Raw genomic sequence first — 16,216 nt, forward strand, 5'->3', positions numbered from 1 at the left:
ATCTCCAAAGCGGGCAGATCTTGGTGCCCGCTTGAGGAGAAGAGACCGGACCATGGAATTGCTGATCGTCGAGGACGACGACGCCATGGCTTCCGCGCTCGCCGCCGCGGTGGTGACCGCGGGCCACAATCCCACCAGGGTTGCCCGCGGGGCCGATGCCCTCCTGGTCCACCGGAAGTTCGGTGTGATCCTGCTGGACCTGGGGCTCCCGGACATGGATGGGCTCGACGTCCTGAGGAAGCTGCGCCAGGTCACCCCGGTGCCCATCCTGATCCTGACAGCGCGCGACGACGAACGCAGCGTGGTGCTCGGGCTGCGGTCCGGAGCGGACGACTATCTCGTCAAGCCCGTAAAGCTGGTCGAGCTGCTTGCCCGCATCGAAGCGGTCACCCGCCGCGCGGGCCGCCACTTCGACACGCCGCAGCGGAACATCGTCCTGGGAGACCTCGAGATCGATCTCGAACGGCGCGTGGCAACCCGTGGCGCCGAGGCGTTGCCGCTGACCGCCACGGAGTTCGACCTGCTGGCCCTGCTGGCCGGTCATGCGGGTTCGGTGGTGACCAGGGAACAGATCCTCGACGCCCTGTGGGGAGACGCTTTCGTGGCCTCCTCCCGCGCCCTCGACGTGCACCTGACCGGGCTGCGTTCCAAGCTCCAGTTGCCGGGATTCATCATCAATGTCCGCGGCGTGGGCTACCGGATCGAGGCGGACACGGCGTGAAGCTCCGCGTCCTGGGCATACTGAGCGTGCTGTCCGTCCTGCTGGTGATCTTCGGCTCCACGGCCATCCTGGCGTCCGTCAGCCGGGAGCTGACCCAGGAACTCCAGATCAAGCGGGTCACCGCGCTGAACCGGTTTGCACAGGTGGCCTTCGACGCCGCAACGGCCGGCGAGTCCGCAGGGCTCCAGACGGAGATGGACAGATACTCCGAACTCTATGGTGAGGGAGTCCTGATCCGGCTCCAGGGCGGGACGCTGCGGTCCGGCGGCCTGGGTGAGGATCGGGCAGAGGTCCGGGACGCCGTGGCCAGGGCAAACCTGAACCTCAGCGACACCACCATTACCCCGCTTCAGCCGTTCGGCGCGGACTCCGAGGTGCTGTCCCGGTCCTTCGGCAGCGCCAGCCAGGTGCTGGGCGCAGTGGTCCTGGAGGTGGACCTGAACGCAGCCCGGCAGAAACTGCGGGAACGCTGGCTTTTCGTCGGGTTGGCAGCCACCGCGCTCGCGGCCATGCTTCTCCTGGCCGCTGCCCGGGTGACCCGCTGGGTTCTGCGCCCGGTCCATCGCCTGAACTCGGCTGTGACGGAACTTGAGGCAACCGGACGGACCGGTCAGCTTCCAGAAGACGGACCTCCGGAGCTCCGGGAACTGAGCCGTTCCTTCACCGCCATGGCCCGGACCGTCAGCAACAGCCTGGAATCGCAGCGGCAATTGATCGCGGACACGTCGCACGAGCTCCGAAATCCGGTGGGCGCCCTGCGGCTCAGAATCGATCTGCTCCAGCTGGAACTGCAGACCACCCGCCAGAAAGATGCGGCAGCGGGAGTCCTGGCAGAACTCGAGCATGTGGAAGACATCCTGGAGGGGGTCCTGAAACTCGCAGCAGCCGAGCACAGGGCGAGCGCAGACTCTGCCCGGAGCCCGGCGGACGCTTCCCGCGCATCTGTGGGCGGTGCACAGGCACCTGTCGATCCCTGCCCGATTCTCCAGGAAGAGGCAGAAAGGGCCGAGCCCGCAGCACGGCGCAACGGAGCGACAATCCTGTTGCAGAGCCCGCCGGAACCGGCCGCGCACATCGCCTGCAACCCCGCCGAACTGGCCCAGATGGTAGCTGAACTGATCAACAACGCCATAAAATACGCCCGGCCTGCTGCAGGACCTGGCGCCCACATCTCGGTCGGTGCCCGCTTACGTCCGGGCGCGGTGTGGATCGAGGTGTCCGACGACGGCCCCGGGCTTTCCGCCGACGAACGGGCAGCAGCCACTAAGCGGTTCTGGCGCTCACCGCGCAACCGTGGCAGCCGCGGCAACGGCCTGGGCATGACCATTGTGGACAAATTGGCGGCGGCCAATGGCGGCCGCCTGAAACTGGCCGACGCCTCGCCACACGGTTTGGTTGCGCGCCTCGAGTTTCCGCTGGCGGCGGAGCGGGACGCCGGGGCGGAAGGATCCGAATGAATGACCGCTTCGGATCCACCGCGTTCCCGCGACGAACCGCCCTGAAAGCCGGCGTCGCCGCCGGGCTGGCCGGACTCCTGCTGCCGGCTCTAAGCGGCTGCACACCCGAGGGCCGTCCGGACACCGTGACCGTGGCCGGCGGCGAACCGGGGGGCTTTTATCTGGAGTTCGCAGGACTGCTGGCGGAGTCCCTGCAACGCCACGGTGCAGCAGGACAAGCCACCGCCCTGACCACCGGTGGCAGCCTGGAGAACCTCGACCTTCTGCTTTCAGGCAGGGCAACGTTAGCCGTCGCACTCTCTGACTCGGCAGCCCAGCGTGCAGCGGCAGGTGAGGCAGCCGCCGTCGGAATTTCCGCCGTCGGGAAGGTGTACGAGAACTATGTCCACTGCGTCGTCCGGCGCGACAGCAGTATCCGGGACGTAGCGGGGCTGGCAGGACGGACGGTAGCCGTTGGCGAACCCGGGTCCGGAACGTCGCTGACCACTCCGCGACTGCTTGAGGCTGCCGGGCTGAGTTCCACCGCTGTGGGCGCTGGCCCCGCACACGCCGGGACCGTCAGTGTCCTGAACCTTGGCCTCAACGACGGGCTCGCCGCCCTGCGGAACGGGTCCGTGGAAGCCCTGTTCTGGTCCGGCGGCGTGCCTACCGCGGCCATCGCGGCGGCCCACGCCGACGCCGGGCTGGGGCTCCTGGACCTCTCCCCGCTGCTGCCCGCGCTGCGTGCCAAACATGGCCTGTTCTATGACCGCGTCCTGATCCCGGAGGGCGCCTACCCGGGCATTCCGGCAGTCTGGACGGTGGGCGTGGCGAACCTCCTCCTGTGCCGAAGCGACGCGGACGCCCAAACTGTGAAAAAGACCGTCGAGATTCTGGTGGACCATGCCGAGGAGCTGGTCCCGCGCTCCAGCCTGGGTGTCCAGTTCCTGAGCCCGGACTCTTTGATCAACACCCCGGGCCTGCCGCTCCACCCCGCCGCGGCCGCCGCGTACCGGGAGCTCCACGGCTAAGCCGGCTCCACCGCTAAGCCGGACGCTCTCTCACTTAATGTGGAAAAACCAAGGACGCTCTCTCATTTTCTTGAAGAAAGTGAGAGAGCATCCCGGCAAAACCCGCATTAAGTGAGAGAGCGTCCCGGGGTCAGGTGGCGGAGTGGGCCTGCAGGAAGCTGTACACCTCGGTTTCGTCCACGCCGGGAAACGCGCCCGGCGGCATCGCGGCCAGCAGGTGCGAGTGGGCCCGCGCCGAGGGCCACGCGTTGCCGGCCCATTCAGAGGCCAGCGCCGCGGGTGGCCGCTTGCAGCAGTTGGGGTCCGGGCAGGTGGACTTCTCCCGGGCGGTGGTTTCCCGGCCGCGGAACCATTTCACATGCTGGTACGGAACGCCGATCGACAACGAGAACTCGCCGGTTGCCGAGCGCTCGGTACGGGCCGTGCACCAGAACGTCCCCGACGGTGTGTCCGTGTACTGGCTGTAGGCGCTGAACTTGTCCGGCACATCGAACACGGCCCGCGAGGTCCACGACTTGCACGACGGTTGGCCCTCAATGGCGCCGGTGTGGTCCATCGGGAACGTCACGCCGTCGTTCTCATAGGCCTTGTAGATGATGCCGCTCTGGTGGGTTTTCTGGAAGTGGGTGGTGATCCCGAGGTGCTGCGTGGCCAGGTTGGTGAAACGGTGCGCAGCCGTTTCGTAGGACACGGCGAAGGCGTCGCGGATGTCCTCAACAGCGATCTCCTTGGCCGTCTTCGCCTTTTGCAGGAAGTCAACGGTGGCCTGTTCGGGCAGCAGCAGCGCCGCCGCGAAGTAGTTGGTGGCAACGCGCTGAGCCAGGAAATCCCCATAGCTGCGCGGCGTCTCATGCCCCAAAACGTAATGGCCCAAGGCCTGGAGCAGTACCGAACGGGGGTCGTGATCCTGCCGCTGGCTCTGCGTCAGGTAAATTCTTCGGTTCTTCAAATCTGTCACGGAACGGGTGGAATGCGGCAGATCGCCCACGTGATGGAGGCTGAATCCGAGCTTCTCGGCGATGTCGGCGATCACGTGCTGACTAAGCGGTCCGGCGGTGTAGCCCACCAGCCCGAGCACCTTCTGCGCCTCAGCCTCATACTCCGGAAAATAGTTGCCGCGCTCGCGCATCATGGCACGCAGTTCACCGTTCGCGCGGCGTGCCTCCTCGGGCGTCGCCACCTGCTCGTTGAGCTTGCGTTCCAGCTCGTGCAGCAGCCCCACCTGGGCCTCCAGCACATCAAGCGGAAGCCGCGAGCTGATGCGGATCTTAGGCAGATTCAACGACTCGTAAAGGGGCCCGCGCTGGTAGCGTTCCAGCTCGATTTCCAGGGCCGCGCGGCGGCTCGGCGGCTCGGCGCCCAGAAGCTGGTCGATGCTCACGTTGAGGGCCGCGGCGAGTCCCTGCAGCAGCGAAAGTTTGGGTTCCCGCTTGCCGTTTTCGATCAGGCTCAGCTGGCTCGGCGCAGTCCCGACGGCGGCACTCAGGTCATCGAGCGTGTACCCAACCTGCTTCCGCAAGTGCCGCACGCGGCGGCCCAGGCTGATGACGTCCAGTTCCGGTGCGATGGCGGACGACGGCGGCGGTGCGGCTTCGCGATTCCAGCTTCCAGGTGACATTTCTTGAGAATACGCGAAGAAGTGCATTTCTTTCCATACTTTTCCCCTAGAGAAGTGTTTGGAAGTGCTGAAAAGTAGTGATCACGGAAAGAAACACCGCACCGGGACAGCCGGCCGGATCTGCAACGAGGCAGCCCGGCCGGCGATATCCCGGAGCTCAACCAAGGAGATCAACGATGACTGCAGCATTTGAGCCCACCCAGCAGACGCCCGCAGAGCAGGCCGCCGCACTGGAGCTTGAGTGGGCCGCCAATCCCCGCTGGGAAGGTGTGACCCGTGATTACAAGGCTTCCGACGTCGTCAAGCTCCGCGGCCGTGTCTCCGAAGAACACACCCTGGCCCGCCGCGGTGCCGAGAAGCTCTGGAAGCAGCTCACCGAGGAGCACAAGACCGGCAAGTACACCAACGCCCTGGGCGCCCTGACCGGCAACCAAGCCGTGCAGCAGGTCAAGGCCGGGCTGCGGGCCATCTACCTTTCCGGCTGGCAGGTTGCCGCCGACGCCAACAACTCCGGCCACACCTACCCGGACCAGTCTCTGTACCCGGCCAACTCGGTTCCCACCGTGGTCCGCCGCATCAACAACGCCCTGCTCCGCGCCGACCAGATTGAATTCTCCGAAGGCGTCCAGACTGTTGAGGACTGGATGGTCCCGATCGTTGCCGACGCCGAGGCCGGCTTCGGCGGCCCGCTGAACGCTTACGAGCTCATGAAGTCCATGATCCAGGCCGGCGCGTCGGGCGTGCACTGGGAGGACCAGCTCGCCTCGGAAAAGAAGTGCGGCCACCTCGGCGGCAAGGTACTCATCCCCACCCAGCAGCACGTCCGCACCCTGAACGCCGCCCGCCTCGCAGCCGACGTCGCCGGCACCCCCTCGGTGGTCATTGCCCGTACCGACGCCGAGGCAGCCACCCTGATCACCTCCGACGTCGATCCCCGCGACAAGGAATTCGTCACCGGCGAACGCACCCCGGAAGGCTTCTACAAGGTCCGCAACGGCATCGAACCCTGCATCGCCCGCGCCAAGGCCTACGCCCCGTACTCCGACCTCATCTGGATGGAGACGGGCACCCCGGACCTCGAACTGGCGCGCAAGTTCGCCGAAGCCGTCAAGGCCGACTTCCCGGACCAGATGCTCTCCTACAACTGCTCGCCGTCGTTCAACTGGCGCAAGCACCTGGACGACGCCACCATCGCGAAGTTCCAGCGTGAACTTGGCGCCATGGGCTTCACGTTCCAGTTCATCACCCTGGCCGGCTTCCACGCCCTGAACTACTCGATGTTCGATCTCGCCCACGGTTACGCCCGTGAAGGCATGAGCGCCTACGTCGAGCTCCAGGAAAAGGAATTCGCCTCCGAGTCCCGCGGCTACACCGCGACCAAGCACCAGCGCGAAGTCGGCACCGGCTACTTCGACGACATCGCCACCGCGCTCAACCCGAACGCGTCCACCCTGGCCTTGGTGGGATCCACCGAAGAAGGCCAGTTTCACTAAAACTCCCGACGGCGGCGCTCACCTCCGGCCTTCGGACCGGCATCGCTCTGCCTGCTATTCCCCATGCCCGCCCCATGACCTCGTAGAACTCGGTCGGGGGCGGGCACAGGGCCCCTTTTACGCAGGCTGCCGCGTTACCGGCTCCTTCGGCCTTGTGCCTCCCTCAGCGCAGTGCCGCCAGCCGCCGTCGAACTTCCCTTTCGTCTTTAAGGAGACAGAAATGAACAGCTTCACAGACAACTTCACTATCAACGGAATCACTTTGACCGCGCAGCCTATCTGCCGGCAGAACGAGGTTCTGACTCCGGATGCTTTGGAGTTCGTCGCAAAGCTGCACCGGGCCACCGCGGAGCGCCGGCAGGAACTGCTGCAGGCACGCCGGACCCGCCGGGCCGAGATCGCCGCGGGCCAGGATCCGCGGTTCCTTCGGGAGACCGAGGACATTCGCAACGACCCGTCGTGGCGCGTCGCTCCCCCGGCGCCGGGCCTGGAGGACCGCCGGGTGGAAATCACCGGACCGGTGGATCAGAAGATGACCATCAATGCCCTGAACTCCGGCGCGAAGGTCTGGCTCGCGGACATGGAAGACTCCTCCACCCCCACCTGGCGCAACGTGATCAAGGGCCAGCTGAACCTCACCGATGCGCTGGAACGCCGGATCGACTTCACCTCCCCCGAGGGCAAGGAATACAAGCTCCGTCCCGCCGGCGAACTGCCCACCATCGTGGTCCGCCCCCGCGGCTGGCACCTGCCCGAGAAGCACATGATCATCGACGGCGCCCCGGTAGCCGGCGGCATTGTGGACTTCGGCCTGTACTTCTTCCACAACGCCCGCCGCCTCCTGGCCCAGGGCAAGGGCCCGTACTTCTACCTGCCGAAGATCGAGAACCACCTCGAAGCCCGGCTCTGGAACGACATCTTCATCCTCGCCCAGGACCTGCTCGGCATCCCGCAGGGCACCATCCGCGCCACCGTGCTGATCGAGACCATCACCGCAGCCTTCGAAATGGAAGAAATCCTCTACGAACTGCGTGACCACGCTGCCGGGCTGAACGCCGGCCGCTGGGACTACATCTTCTCCCTGATCAAGAACTTCCGCACCCGCGGCCCCCGGTTCGTCCTCCCGGACCGCGCCCAGGTAACCATGACCGCCCCCTTTATGCGCGCCTACACCGAACAGCTGGTCCGCGCCTGCCACAAGCGCGGCGCCATGGCCATCGGCGGCATGGCCGCCGCCGTCCCCAACCGCAAGGACGAAGCGGCCAACACCAACGCCTTCGACAAAGTCCGCGCAGACAAAACCCGCGAGGCCAACGACGGCTTCGACGGCTCCTGGGTGGCCCACCCGGACCTCGTGCCGGTCTGCCGCGAAGTGTTCGACGCCACCCTCGGCGAGCGCCCCAACCAGCTGCAGCGCACCCGCGAGGACGTCATCCCCGATGACCGCGCCCTCATCAACGTGGCCGCCACCGAAGGCACCATCACCGAACAGGGCATCCGGAACAACATCGAGGTCGGGATCCGCTACATCGAGTCCTGGCTGCGCGGGAACGGCGCCGTCGCCATCCACAACCTCATGGAAGATGCCGCCACCGCGGAGATCTCCCGCTCCCAGCTCTGGCAGTGGATGTATGCCTCTGCCATCACCGACCACGGCGAAATCATCACCCACCACTGGATCGAGGCACTGCTCGACGAAGAGTTCGCCCGCCTGGAACGCTTCGACGGCGACCGCTTCGAAGACGCCCGCGACATCTTCGAAGAAGTCACCCTCAGCCAGGACTTCCCGTCCTTCCTGACCCTCCCCGCCTACGCCCGCTACCTCACCGAGGCACGGGAAAAGGCAACCCAGGAGGAGCTCGCCGCAGCGTAGAGACGCACAGATTTCCGTCCGCCGGGCAGGCACGCCCTTCGCAACAGGCACCCCCGAGATCCGGGGCGCCGGCCCGGCGACGGAACACCCCTTGGGCGCCCCCCGGGACGCTCTCTCACTTAATGCAGGAAAACCGCCGACGCTCTCTCACTTTCTTCAAAAAAGTGAGAGAGCGTCGGCGGTTAAGCCACATTAAGTGAGAGAGCGTCCGGGGGTGCGGGACGCGTCAGCGCCCCTTCGGCACCAGCCGCACGGAGAGGGTTGTGCTGACGAAAAAGACGAGCGTGGAGGCCAGGATAACGAGCAACGCCGGGGTCCAGGAGTCCGCTGTGTCGTGCACGAAACCGACAAGGGGCGGAGCCACAGCGGCGAAGCAGTAACCGATGCCCTGCACCGTGGCGGACATTTTGCCGGCGGAGACCTGGTCCTTGGCCAGCTTGATGATGGCGATGAAGATGATGGTGATCCCGCCGCCCTGGGAGATGCCGCCGGACACCGACCACAGCCACCACAGCTCCGGTGCCAGCAGCAGCCCGGCCGGAACGGCCGTCCAGAGGACGCCCAAGGCGACTGCCGTCGTCGTCGTACTGAAGTATTTGGCAGCGAACGGGACGCCGAGCCCTCCGACGATGGCGAAGATCTGGAACAGCGACGAACCCGCCCCGGCCGCCGCCGCGGACATATCCAGCTCGTCGTTGAGGTAGCTGGGCAGCCACGCCGTGACGGCATAGTAGGAAAAGGCCTGGCCGGCGAAACCGAAGGTCAGGCCGGCGGTGATCCAGCCGGAACCGCTGACGGCAGCGTGCTCCTGCCCGCCATTGGACACAACGCCGGAGGGCACAAACGCGGTGTGGGGACCCACTGCGAACGTCCAGACAACAATGGCCACCACCGCCAGGACACCGACGGACGCGAGCGCCACACGCCAGCCGGCCACTTCTGCCAGCGGCGCCGTGGCCACGGACGTGGCAAAGGATCCGATGTTGAGGGCTGCGGTGTAAACGCCCATGGCTGTGCCCTGCCGCCACGGGGAGAAGTCGCGGCGGATGATCAAGGGCACCGCGATGTTACCTACGGTGATTGCCAGGCCGATGATGACAGTGCCTGCCACGACCGGCCCCGGGCCGCCCGCAGACCGGACGATAACGCCCGCCAGCACACCGAGGATGGTGAGGGATACGGCGAACTCGGCACCGAACTTCCGGGTGGACAGGGACGCCAGCGGGGCGGCGACGGCGAAACACAACACCGGGATACTGGTCAGCAGGCCCAGCATCACCGGGGAGAATCCGAGATCCGCCTGGATCAGGTCCACCACGGGGGCCACCGCGACGAAGGGGCCACGCAGGTTGAGCGCCAGCAGTCCGATGCATGCCAGCAGGACCCATGACTGCGGAACCTTCGCGAGGAAGCGTCCGCTCACGAGATACCTTGGCGGGTTAAAAATGATTTGATCACCCGATATTGCTATCACGCCGTGATGATCAGGACACCACCAGCCGGCGGCGTGCAGCCCTGGCATACGATAAACCCACGCCGCCCCGCACGGGTTCGGTATGTGCCCGCGAACCGTTGGACAAAGGAAAAGACATGCAGCATCGGCTTGCCATCCTCGACGATTACCAGGACGTGGCGCATGGCTTCGCGGACTGGGCCTCGCTGAAGGGGGTTTCCACGTCCGTCTTCCGGGAGCCGTTCCAGTCGGAGGATGCCCTGGCTGCGGCACTTGCCGACGTCCAGATAGTGGTGGCGATGCGGGAGCGGACGCCGTTCCCGCGCTCCGTGCTGGAGCGGCTTCCCGGGCTCAAGCTGCTGGTGACCACGGGCATGGCCAACGCCGTAATCGACGTGGCCGCCGCAGAAGAATTCGGCATCACTGTCTGCGGCACTCCCGGCTCGCCCACCGCAGCCCCGGAACTGACGTGGGGGCTGCTGCTGGCGCTGGCCCGGCACCTCCCGGCCGAGGAAAATTCGCTGCGTGCCGGCACCTGGCAGACCACCGTGGGGGTGGAGCTGTCCGGCAAAACCCTCGGCGTTGTGGGCCTGGGCAAAATTGGACGCCGGATTGCCGGATACGGGCAGGCATTCGGGATGGACGTGCTGGCCTGGAGCCAGAACCTGACCGATGAGGACGCCGCCGAGGCTGGAGTACAGAGGGTCAGCAAAGAGGACCTTTTCAGGAATTCCGACGTCGTCACGCTGCATTTGCGGCTGTCTCCCCGTTCGGAGGGGATCGTGGGAGAACGGGAGCTGCGGCAACTTGGTCCCGAGGGCCTGCTGGTAAACACTGCCCGCGGCCCCCTTGTGGAGCAGGACGCACTGGTGCGCGCCCTGAACGAGGGCTGGATCCGGGGGGCGGCCCTGGACGTGTTCGATACCGAACCGATCCCCCCGGCCCACCCGCTCCTCAGCACTCCCAACACAGTGCTCTCCCCGCATCTTGGCTACGTCACGGAAGAAAGCTACCGGCAGTTCTACGGCGGGGCGTTCGAAGACGTCAAAGCCTGGCTTGAGGGGTCGCCGGTGCGGGTGATCGCTGCCGGGTGATTTGCTGGCAGGTGATTTGCTGGCGGCGCGCCGAAGGCTAGTCCTAGCCGGCCGCCTGGATGGTTGCCTCAATGGCAGCCGGCGACAGCACGTACTGCGTGACCAGCTGGCTTGCCCCAAGGATCGCCGCCTGGTCCCCGGCCAACGACAGGGCTATGCGCAGGTGGCTGGTGGCCAACGGCAACGACCGCCGGTACACCACCTCGCGGACGCCGGCCATCAGGTGTTCGCCAGCCTGCCCCAAGCTTCCGCCGATCACGATGACGGACGGGTTAAGCAGGTTTACCACGGTGGCCAGCACGTCGCCCACATCGCGACCCGCCTGGCGCAGGGCGTGGATGGCCTTCACGTTGCCCTCACTCACTAGCCGCAGCACATCGCTGCCCTTGCGAGCGGGGACACCATGCCGCGTCAATTCAGCGGCGAGCGCCGGCCCTGATGCGAGCGCTTCCAGGCAGCCGTAGTTCCCGCACCGGCAGAGCACGTCGTCGCCCCGCGGAACGCGCACGTGGCCGACGTCGCCCGCAGTCCCGTTGGCGCCGCGTTGCAGTTCGCCGCTGCTGATGATCCCCGAGCCGACGCCAGTGGCAACCTTGATGAACACGAAATCCCAATGGTCGGGCCAGTGCGACGTCCGCTCCCCCAGCGCCATGATGTTTACGTCGTTGTCCACCAGCACCGGCACCGGCAGCGAGCCCTGCACATAGCGGACCACGTCGAAGCCGTCCCAACCAGGCATGATCGGGGGCTTGACCGGCCGCCCGGTAGCATGCTCCACGGGACCCGGCAGGCCGATCCCGACGCCGGCCAGCTCGCGAGTGCCCCTTCCCGCATTCTGGAGCAGGACCATGCCTTCCTTGACCACCCTGCCCAGCACGGTGTCCGGACCGGCGGCTACGTCCTGGGTCAGCCGCCGCTCCGTCAGGACATTGCCACTGAGATCGGTGACTGCCACGATAACGTGCGTGGCACCGACGTCCACCGCCAGAACTACGCGTGCTGCAGGGTTGAACGCAAAGCGCGACGGCGGCCTGCCGCCGCTGGAGTTCGCTTCTCCCGCTGGGCCCACAAGGCCGGATGCGATGAGGGCATCGATGCGGGCCGTCACGGTTGAACGTGCCAACCCGGTGGTCAGGGCCATCTCCGAACGGGTGCGTGCCCTGCCGTCCCGCAGGAGCTGGAAGACATCGCCGGCTCGGGGAAAGCCCGGTTGGTCCGGGGAAGCAATCTCGGTTGCGGGGGCGGGGATCATGGTTCATGAATAACACACCATGCTTCTGTCTGCCATACCGAACAAAGGATGTCAGTCGGCATTCAACTTTTGCTTGACGCTCGACATAAGTGCTCCTAGTTTTAGTGAAGGCCACACTTGGCAACCAGTCACCGTGGATTCGTCTGCTCACAGGAGACCCAATGAAGTATTCCCTCCAGCTCTACACCCTCCGCGACGCATTGGAGGCGGATCTTCCGGGCACCATCCGCAGGGTCGCCGACGTCGGCTTCACGCAGGTGGAGCCCTACAACTTCGTGGACACGGCTGAAGCACTCGGGGAGGCACTGAAGGAAAACGGGCTGACCGCCCCGTCCGGGCACGCCCCGCTGCTCAGCCAGGACCAGGACCGGATCTTCGCGGCGGCCAAGCAGCTGGGCATCTCCACCGTCATCGACCCCTTCATCCCGGCCGGGTCCTGGCAGCGGGCCGAGGACATCCAGGCCACCGCGGGGAAACTCAACGAAGCCGCAAGAAAAGGCGCGGAGTACGGCATCCGCGTGGGGTACCACAACCACCAGTGGGAGCTGGAGTCCACAGTGGAGGGCCGCACCGCGCTGGAGTACTTCGCGGACCGGTTGGATCCGGACGTTGTCCTTGAAGTGGACACGTACTGGGTCGCTGTGGGCGGACACGACCCCGTCGCCGTGCTGGAGCGGCTGGGCGGCAGAGTTAAGTTCATCCACATCAAGGACGGTCCGCTGACCACGGACACCAAGGCGCAACTGCCGGCAGGCAAGGGAAAAGTAGCCGTACTGGACGTCATTGCGGCGGCCACATCCGTCGAAGCAGGCGTTGTGGAGTTTGACGACTACGCGGGCGATATCTTCGAAGGCATCGCCGAGAGCCTCGCCTACCTGAGTGCGAACACAACCGAAGGGCCAAACGCATGAACCGCGAAGCTGCCGCAGGCCGTGGCCCGGTAGGCGTCGGGGTCATCGGGGCCGGAAACATCAGCAAGCAGTACCTGGACAACCTGACAGTCTTCCCGGACCTCAAGGTCCTTGTCATAGCGGATCTCTTCGAGGAGGCCGCCGAAGCCCGCGCCAAGGAGTACGGCATCCCGGAGTGGGGCGGTGTGGTCAAAGCGCTGAGCCACCCCGACGTCGAAATCATCGTTAACCTCACCATCCCTGCTGCCCACGTGGAGGTGGCCACCGCCGCGGTCAACGCCGGGAAGCACGTCTGGACCGAGAAGCCCTTCTCCCTGAACAGGGAATCCGGGCTGGGCCTTCTCAAGACCGCCGACGCCGCCGGAATCCGCCTGGGCTGCGCGCCGGACACTTTCCTCGGCGCAGGCCTGCAGACCGCCCTGCGCGTGATCCGGCGCGGCGACATCGGCGTCCCCCTGACGGCAATGACCACATTCCAAACACCCGGTCCGGAGTCCTGGCACCCCAACCCGGCGTTCCTTTTCCAGCCCGGCGCCGGCCCGCTCTTCGACATGGGCCCCTACTACCTCACCACCCTCATTCAGACGTTCGGCGCCATCCGTAAGGTGGCCGCCGTCGGCTCCGCCGCCAAAGCGACACGCATCATCGGTTCGGGCCCCAAAGCCGGCGAGGAGTTCAGGGTAGACGTTCCCACCCATGTCAGCGCCATGGCGCAGTTCGAGAACGGGGCATCCTCGCACAGCGTTTTCTCCTTCGAATCGCCACGCATCAGGATGGGTTTCGTGGAGATCACCGGCACGGAGGCCACCCTTTCCCTGCCCGATCCGAACTATTTCGACGGCGACGTCCGGCTTTGGCGGGCAGAGGATGAGGAGTGGACCACGATTCCCGCAACCGGCCCGGCCAACGGCCGCGGCATGGGCGTGCTGGACATGGCCCGGTCCCTCCGCGCCGGTGTGCCCCACCGCGCCACCGGGGACCTGGCCTATCACGTGCTCGATGCCATGGTCTCAATCTCTGAGTCCGTTGACTCCGGCACATTTGTCAACGTCGAAAGCTCCGCACCAGCGTCTCCCGCCCTCCCCGAGGACTGGGCGCCCGAAACCGCCACGCTTTAGGGGCCGCACCATGACCGCACAGAATCCATCCCCCCAGGGCCCCTCGCAAGGCAGGAAAACGCTCGGCGTCGCGATGATCGGCTACGCGTTTATGGGCAAGGCCCACTCCAACGCGTGGCGCAACGTGGCGTCCTATTTCGACGTCCCGGCCTTCGAGCAGAAGGTCCTCGTGGGCCGCGACGCTGCCGGAGTGGCGGAAGCCGCCGCGAAGTACGGCTGGGCAGAGACCGCGACGGACTGGCGGTCCGTCCTGGACCGCGGGGACATCGACATCGTGGACATCTGTGCCCCGGGCTGGATGCACGCCGAGATCGCCATCGCGGCACTCGAGGCCGGCAAGCACGTCCTGGTTGAGAAGCCGCTCGCGAACACCCTTGCGGAGGCCGAAGCCATGACCGCCGCAGCGGCCGCCGCCCGCAGCAAAGGCGTCCAGTCCATGATCGGTTTCAATTACCGGCGCGTGCCGGCCCTGGCGCTTGCCCGGGAGCTGATCGCCGAAGGCAGGCTTGGCACCATCCGGCACGTGCGCGCCGCGTACCTGCAGGACTGGCTCGCCGACGCCGGGTCTCCCATGACCTGGCGCCTGCGCAAGGAAACCGCAGGTTCGGGTGCGCTGGGAGACATCGCGTCCCACGCGATCGACCAGGTCATGTTCCTGCTCGGCGGCACCGTCACCGAGGTCTCGGGCCGGCTGCACACTTTCGTTTCCGCCCGCCCCGGGGCGGACGGACCGGAGCAGGTAACGGTCGACGACGCCGCCTGGGCCACGCTGACCCTGGACTCCGGAGCAATCGCCTCAGTAGAGGTCTCCCGCGTGGCAACCGGCCAGAAGAACAGCCTGAAAGTCGAAATCTACGGGGACAAGGGCTCCCTCCTGTTTGACCTGGAAACCATCAACGAACTCGGCTTCCAGGACGCCACGCTCCCGGTCCGCGAACAGGGTTTCCGGCGCATCCTCGTCAACGAACCGGAACACCCGTACATGGCTGCCTGGTGGCCGCAGGGCCATGTGATCGGCTGGGAACACACCTTTACCCACGAAATCAGGGACTTCCTCGCGGCTGTCGACAGCGGAAGCCCGCCGTCGCCGTCGTTCGAAGAAGGCCTGGCCGTGCAGCGGGTGCTGACGGCCATCGAAGAATCCGCCAACGCCAAGTCCGCCATCGTTCAACTCAGTACCGCCCCCGTCCGCGCCATTGAAGGAGCCTGACATGCCCCGCCCGTACACCCTGTTCACCGGCCAGTGGGCCGACCTTCCGTTCGAGGAAGTCGCCAGGCTCGCCTCCGGCTGGGGCTACGACGGCCTCGAAATCGCCGTGTCCGGCGACCACCTGGACGCCTGGCGCTGGGACGAACCCGGCTACGTCGAAGGCAAACTCGCCATCCTGGACAAGTACAACCTCAAGGTCTGGGCTATCTCCAACCACCTCAAGGGCCAGGCCGTGTGCGATGACCCCATCGACTTCCGCCACGAAGCCATCGTCGGGGCAAAAGTCTGGGGCAACGGCGATCCCGAAGGCGTGCGCACCCGCGCCGCCGAGGAAATGAAGCACACCGCCCGGCTCGCCAAAGCCCTCGGCGTGGACACCGTCGTCGGGTTCACCGGATCCTCCATCTGGCAGTACGTGGCCATGTTCCCGCCCGTCCCGGAGAAGGTGATCGATGCCGGCTACCAGGATTTCGCCGACCGCTGGAACCCCATCCTGGACGTCTTCGACGAATGCGGGGTCCGCTTCGCCCACGAAGTGCACCCAAGTGAAATCGCCTACGACTACTGGACCACCGTCCGCACCCTCGAAGCGATCGGGCACCGTCCGGCGTTCGGGCTCAACTGGGACCCGTCCCATTTCATGTGGCAGGGCATCGACCCTGTCTCCTTCATCTGGGACTTCAAGGACCGGATCTACCACGTGGACTGCAAGGACACCAAGCTCCGCCCCACCGGCCGCAACACCGTCATGGGCTCACACCTGCCCTGGGGCGACCCGCGCCGCGGCTGGGACTTTGTCTCCGCCGGACGGGGCGACGTCCCCTGGGAATCGTCCTTCCGCGCGCTGACCGCGATCGGCTATGACGGCCCCATCTCGGTGGAATGGGAGGACGCCGGCATGGACCGCCTCCACGGCGCCCCCGAGGCTCTCGCCGCACTCAAAAAGTTCGACTTCCCGCCCTCGAACACGTCCTTCGACGCGGCGTTCAAGCAGTAGCAAATTAGA

The 16,216-nt window shown here is 66.1% G+C and carries 13 protein-coding genes; 10 read left to right on the forward strand and 3 right to left on the reverse strand.

Translation table 11 applies throughout. The features are described 5' to 3' along the window. Positions 1 to 52: 52 nt before the first annotated feature. Genes GUV69_RS11530 through GUV69_RS11540 form a run of 3 tightly spaced genes read left to right on the forward strand, consistent with a single transcriptional unit; the run spans position 53 to position 3,188 of the window. The gene (locus tag GUV69_RS11530; RefSeq protein ID WP_164202456.1) at positions 53 to 721 is read left to right on the forward strand and encodes a response regulator transcription factor; all 669 of its coding nucleotides are present in this window, start codon (positions 53 to 55) and stop codon (positions 719 to 721) included. After that, positions 718 to 2,178 (forward strand): sensor histidine kinase, encoded by a 1,461-nt coding sequence (locus tag GUV69_RS11535; protein ID WP_164202458.1) that lies wholly within the window; start codon positions 718 to 720, stop codon positions 2,176 to 2,178. The genes GUV69_RS11530 and GUV69_RS11535 overlap by 4 nt, the downstream gene beginning before the upstream one ends. Further along, positions 2,175 to 3,188: a TAXI family TRAP transporter solute-binding subunit gene (locus tag GUV69_RS11540; RefSeq protein WP_164202460.1), complete on the forward strand. Its 1,014-nt coding sequence runs from the start codon at positions 2,175 to 2,177 to the stop codon at positions 3,186 to 3,188. The genes GUV69_RS11535 and GUV69_RS11540 overlap by 4 nt, the downstream gene beginning before the upstream one ends. Positions 3,189 to 3,318: 130 nt before the next feature. Here the strand turns inward: GUV69_RS11540 and GUV69_RS11545 are convergent, their stop codons facing one another. Next, a complete protein-coding gene (locus tag GUV69_RS11545; protein ID WP_164202462.1) occupies positions 3,319 to 4,833 on the reverse strand; it encodes an XRE family transcriptional regulator in 1,515 nt (504 codons plus the stop codon). A gap of 149 nt (positions 4,834 to 4,982) precedes the next feature. On the opposite strand from GUV69_RS11545, the gene aceA reads away from it, so the two are divergent. Further along, positions 4,983 to 6,299 (forward strand): isocitrate lyase, encoded by a 1,317-nt coding sequence (gene aceA / locus GUV69_RS11550; protein ID WP_164202464.1) that lies wholly within the window; start codon positions 4,983 to 4,985, stop codon positions 6,297 to 6,299. Positions 6,300 to 6,519: 220 nt separating this feature from the next. After that, positions 6,520 to 8,172, forward strand: coding sequence for a malate synthase A (aceB, locus tag GUV69_RS11555; protein ID WP_164202465.1), 1,653 nt, complete (start codon positions 6,520 to 6,522; stop codon positions 8,170 to 8,172). Between the two features lie 226 nt (positions 8,173 to 8,398). Here the strand turns inward: aceB and GUV69_RS11560 are convergent, their stop codons facing one another. Continuing rightward, positions 8,399 to 9,595 (reverse strand): MFS transporter, encoded by a 1,197-nt coding sequence (locus GUV69_RS11560; RefSeq protein ID WP_244292701.1) that lies wholly within the window; start codon positions 9,593 to 9,595, stop codon positions 8,399 to 8,401. A gap of 167 nt (positions 9,596 to 9,762) precedes the next feature. On the opposite strand from GUV69_RS11560, the gene GUV69_RS11565 reads away from it, so the two are divergent. Further along, positions 9,763 to 10,719: a D-2-hydroxyacid dehydrogenase family protein gene (locus GUV69_RS11565; protein WP_164202469.1), complete on the forward strand. Its 957-nt coding sequence runs from the start codon at positions 9,763 to 9,765 to the stop codon at positions 10,717 to 10,719. A 43-nt stretch (positions 10,720 to 10,762) separates the two neighbouring features. Here the strand turns inward: GUV69_RS11565 and GUV69_RS11570 are convergent, their stop codons facing one another. Next, a complete protein-coding gene (locus GUV69_RS11570; protein WP_164202471.1) occupies positions 10,763 to 11,971 on the reverse strand; it encodes an ROK family transcriptional regulator in 1,209 nt (402 codons plus the stop codon). A gap of 161 nt (positions 11,972 to 12,132) precedes the next feature. On the opposite strand from GUV69_RS11570, the gene GUV69_RS11575 reads away from it, so the two are divergent. Genes GUV69_RS11575 through GUV69_RS11590 form a run of 4 tightly spaced genes read left to right on the forward strand, consistent with a single transcriptional unit; the run spans position 12,133 to position 16,207 of the window. Beyond that, the gene (locus GUV69_RS11575; protein ID WP_164202474.1) at positions 12,133 to 12,882 is read left to right on the forward strand and encodes a sugar phosphate isomerase/epimerase family protein; all 750 of its coding nucleotides are present in this window, start codon (positions 12,133 to 12,135) and stop codon (positions 12,880 to 12,882) included. Continuing rightward, on the forward strand, positions 12,879 to 14,000 hold the full coding sequence (locus GUV69_RS11580; protein ID WP_164202476.1) for a Gfo/Idh/MocA family protein: 1,122 nt from the start codon (positions 12,879 to 12,881) through the stop codon (positions 13,998 to 14,000). Before GUV69_RS11575 ends, GUV69_RS11580 begins: the two co-directional genes overlap by 4 nt. A gap of 10 nt (positions 14,001 to 14,010) precedes the next feature. Continuing rightward, the gene (locus tag GUV69_RS11585; protein ID WP_164202478.1) at positions 14,011 to 15,210 is read left to right on the forward strand and encodes a Gfo/Idh/MocA family protein; all 1,200 of its coding nucleotides are present in this window, start codon (positions 14,011 to 14,013) and stop codon (positions 15,208 to 15,210) included. 1 nt (position 15,211) lies between these two features. Continuing rightward, on the forward strand, positions 15,212 to 16,207 hold the full coding sequence (locus GUV69_RS11590; RefSeq protein ID WP_164202480.1) for a sugar phosphate isomerase/epimerase family protein: 996 nt from the start codon (positions 15,212 to 15,214) through the stop codon (positions 16,205 to 16,207). Positions 16,208 to 16,216 lie beyond the last annotated feature (9 nt).

Source organism: [Micrococcus luteus] ATCC 49442 (assembly GCF_010367585.1).
Lineage (GTDB): Bacteria > Actinomycetota > Actinomycetes > Actinomycetales > Micrococcaceae > Arthrobacter > Arthrobacter luteus_A.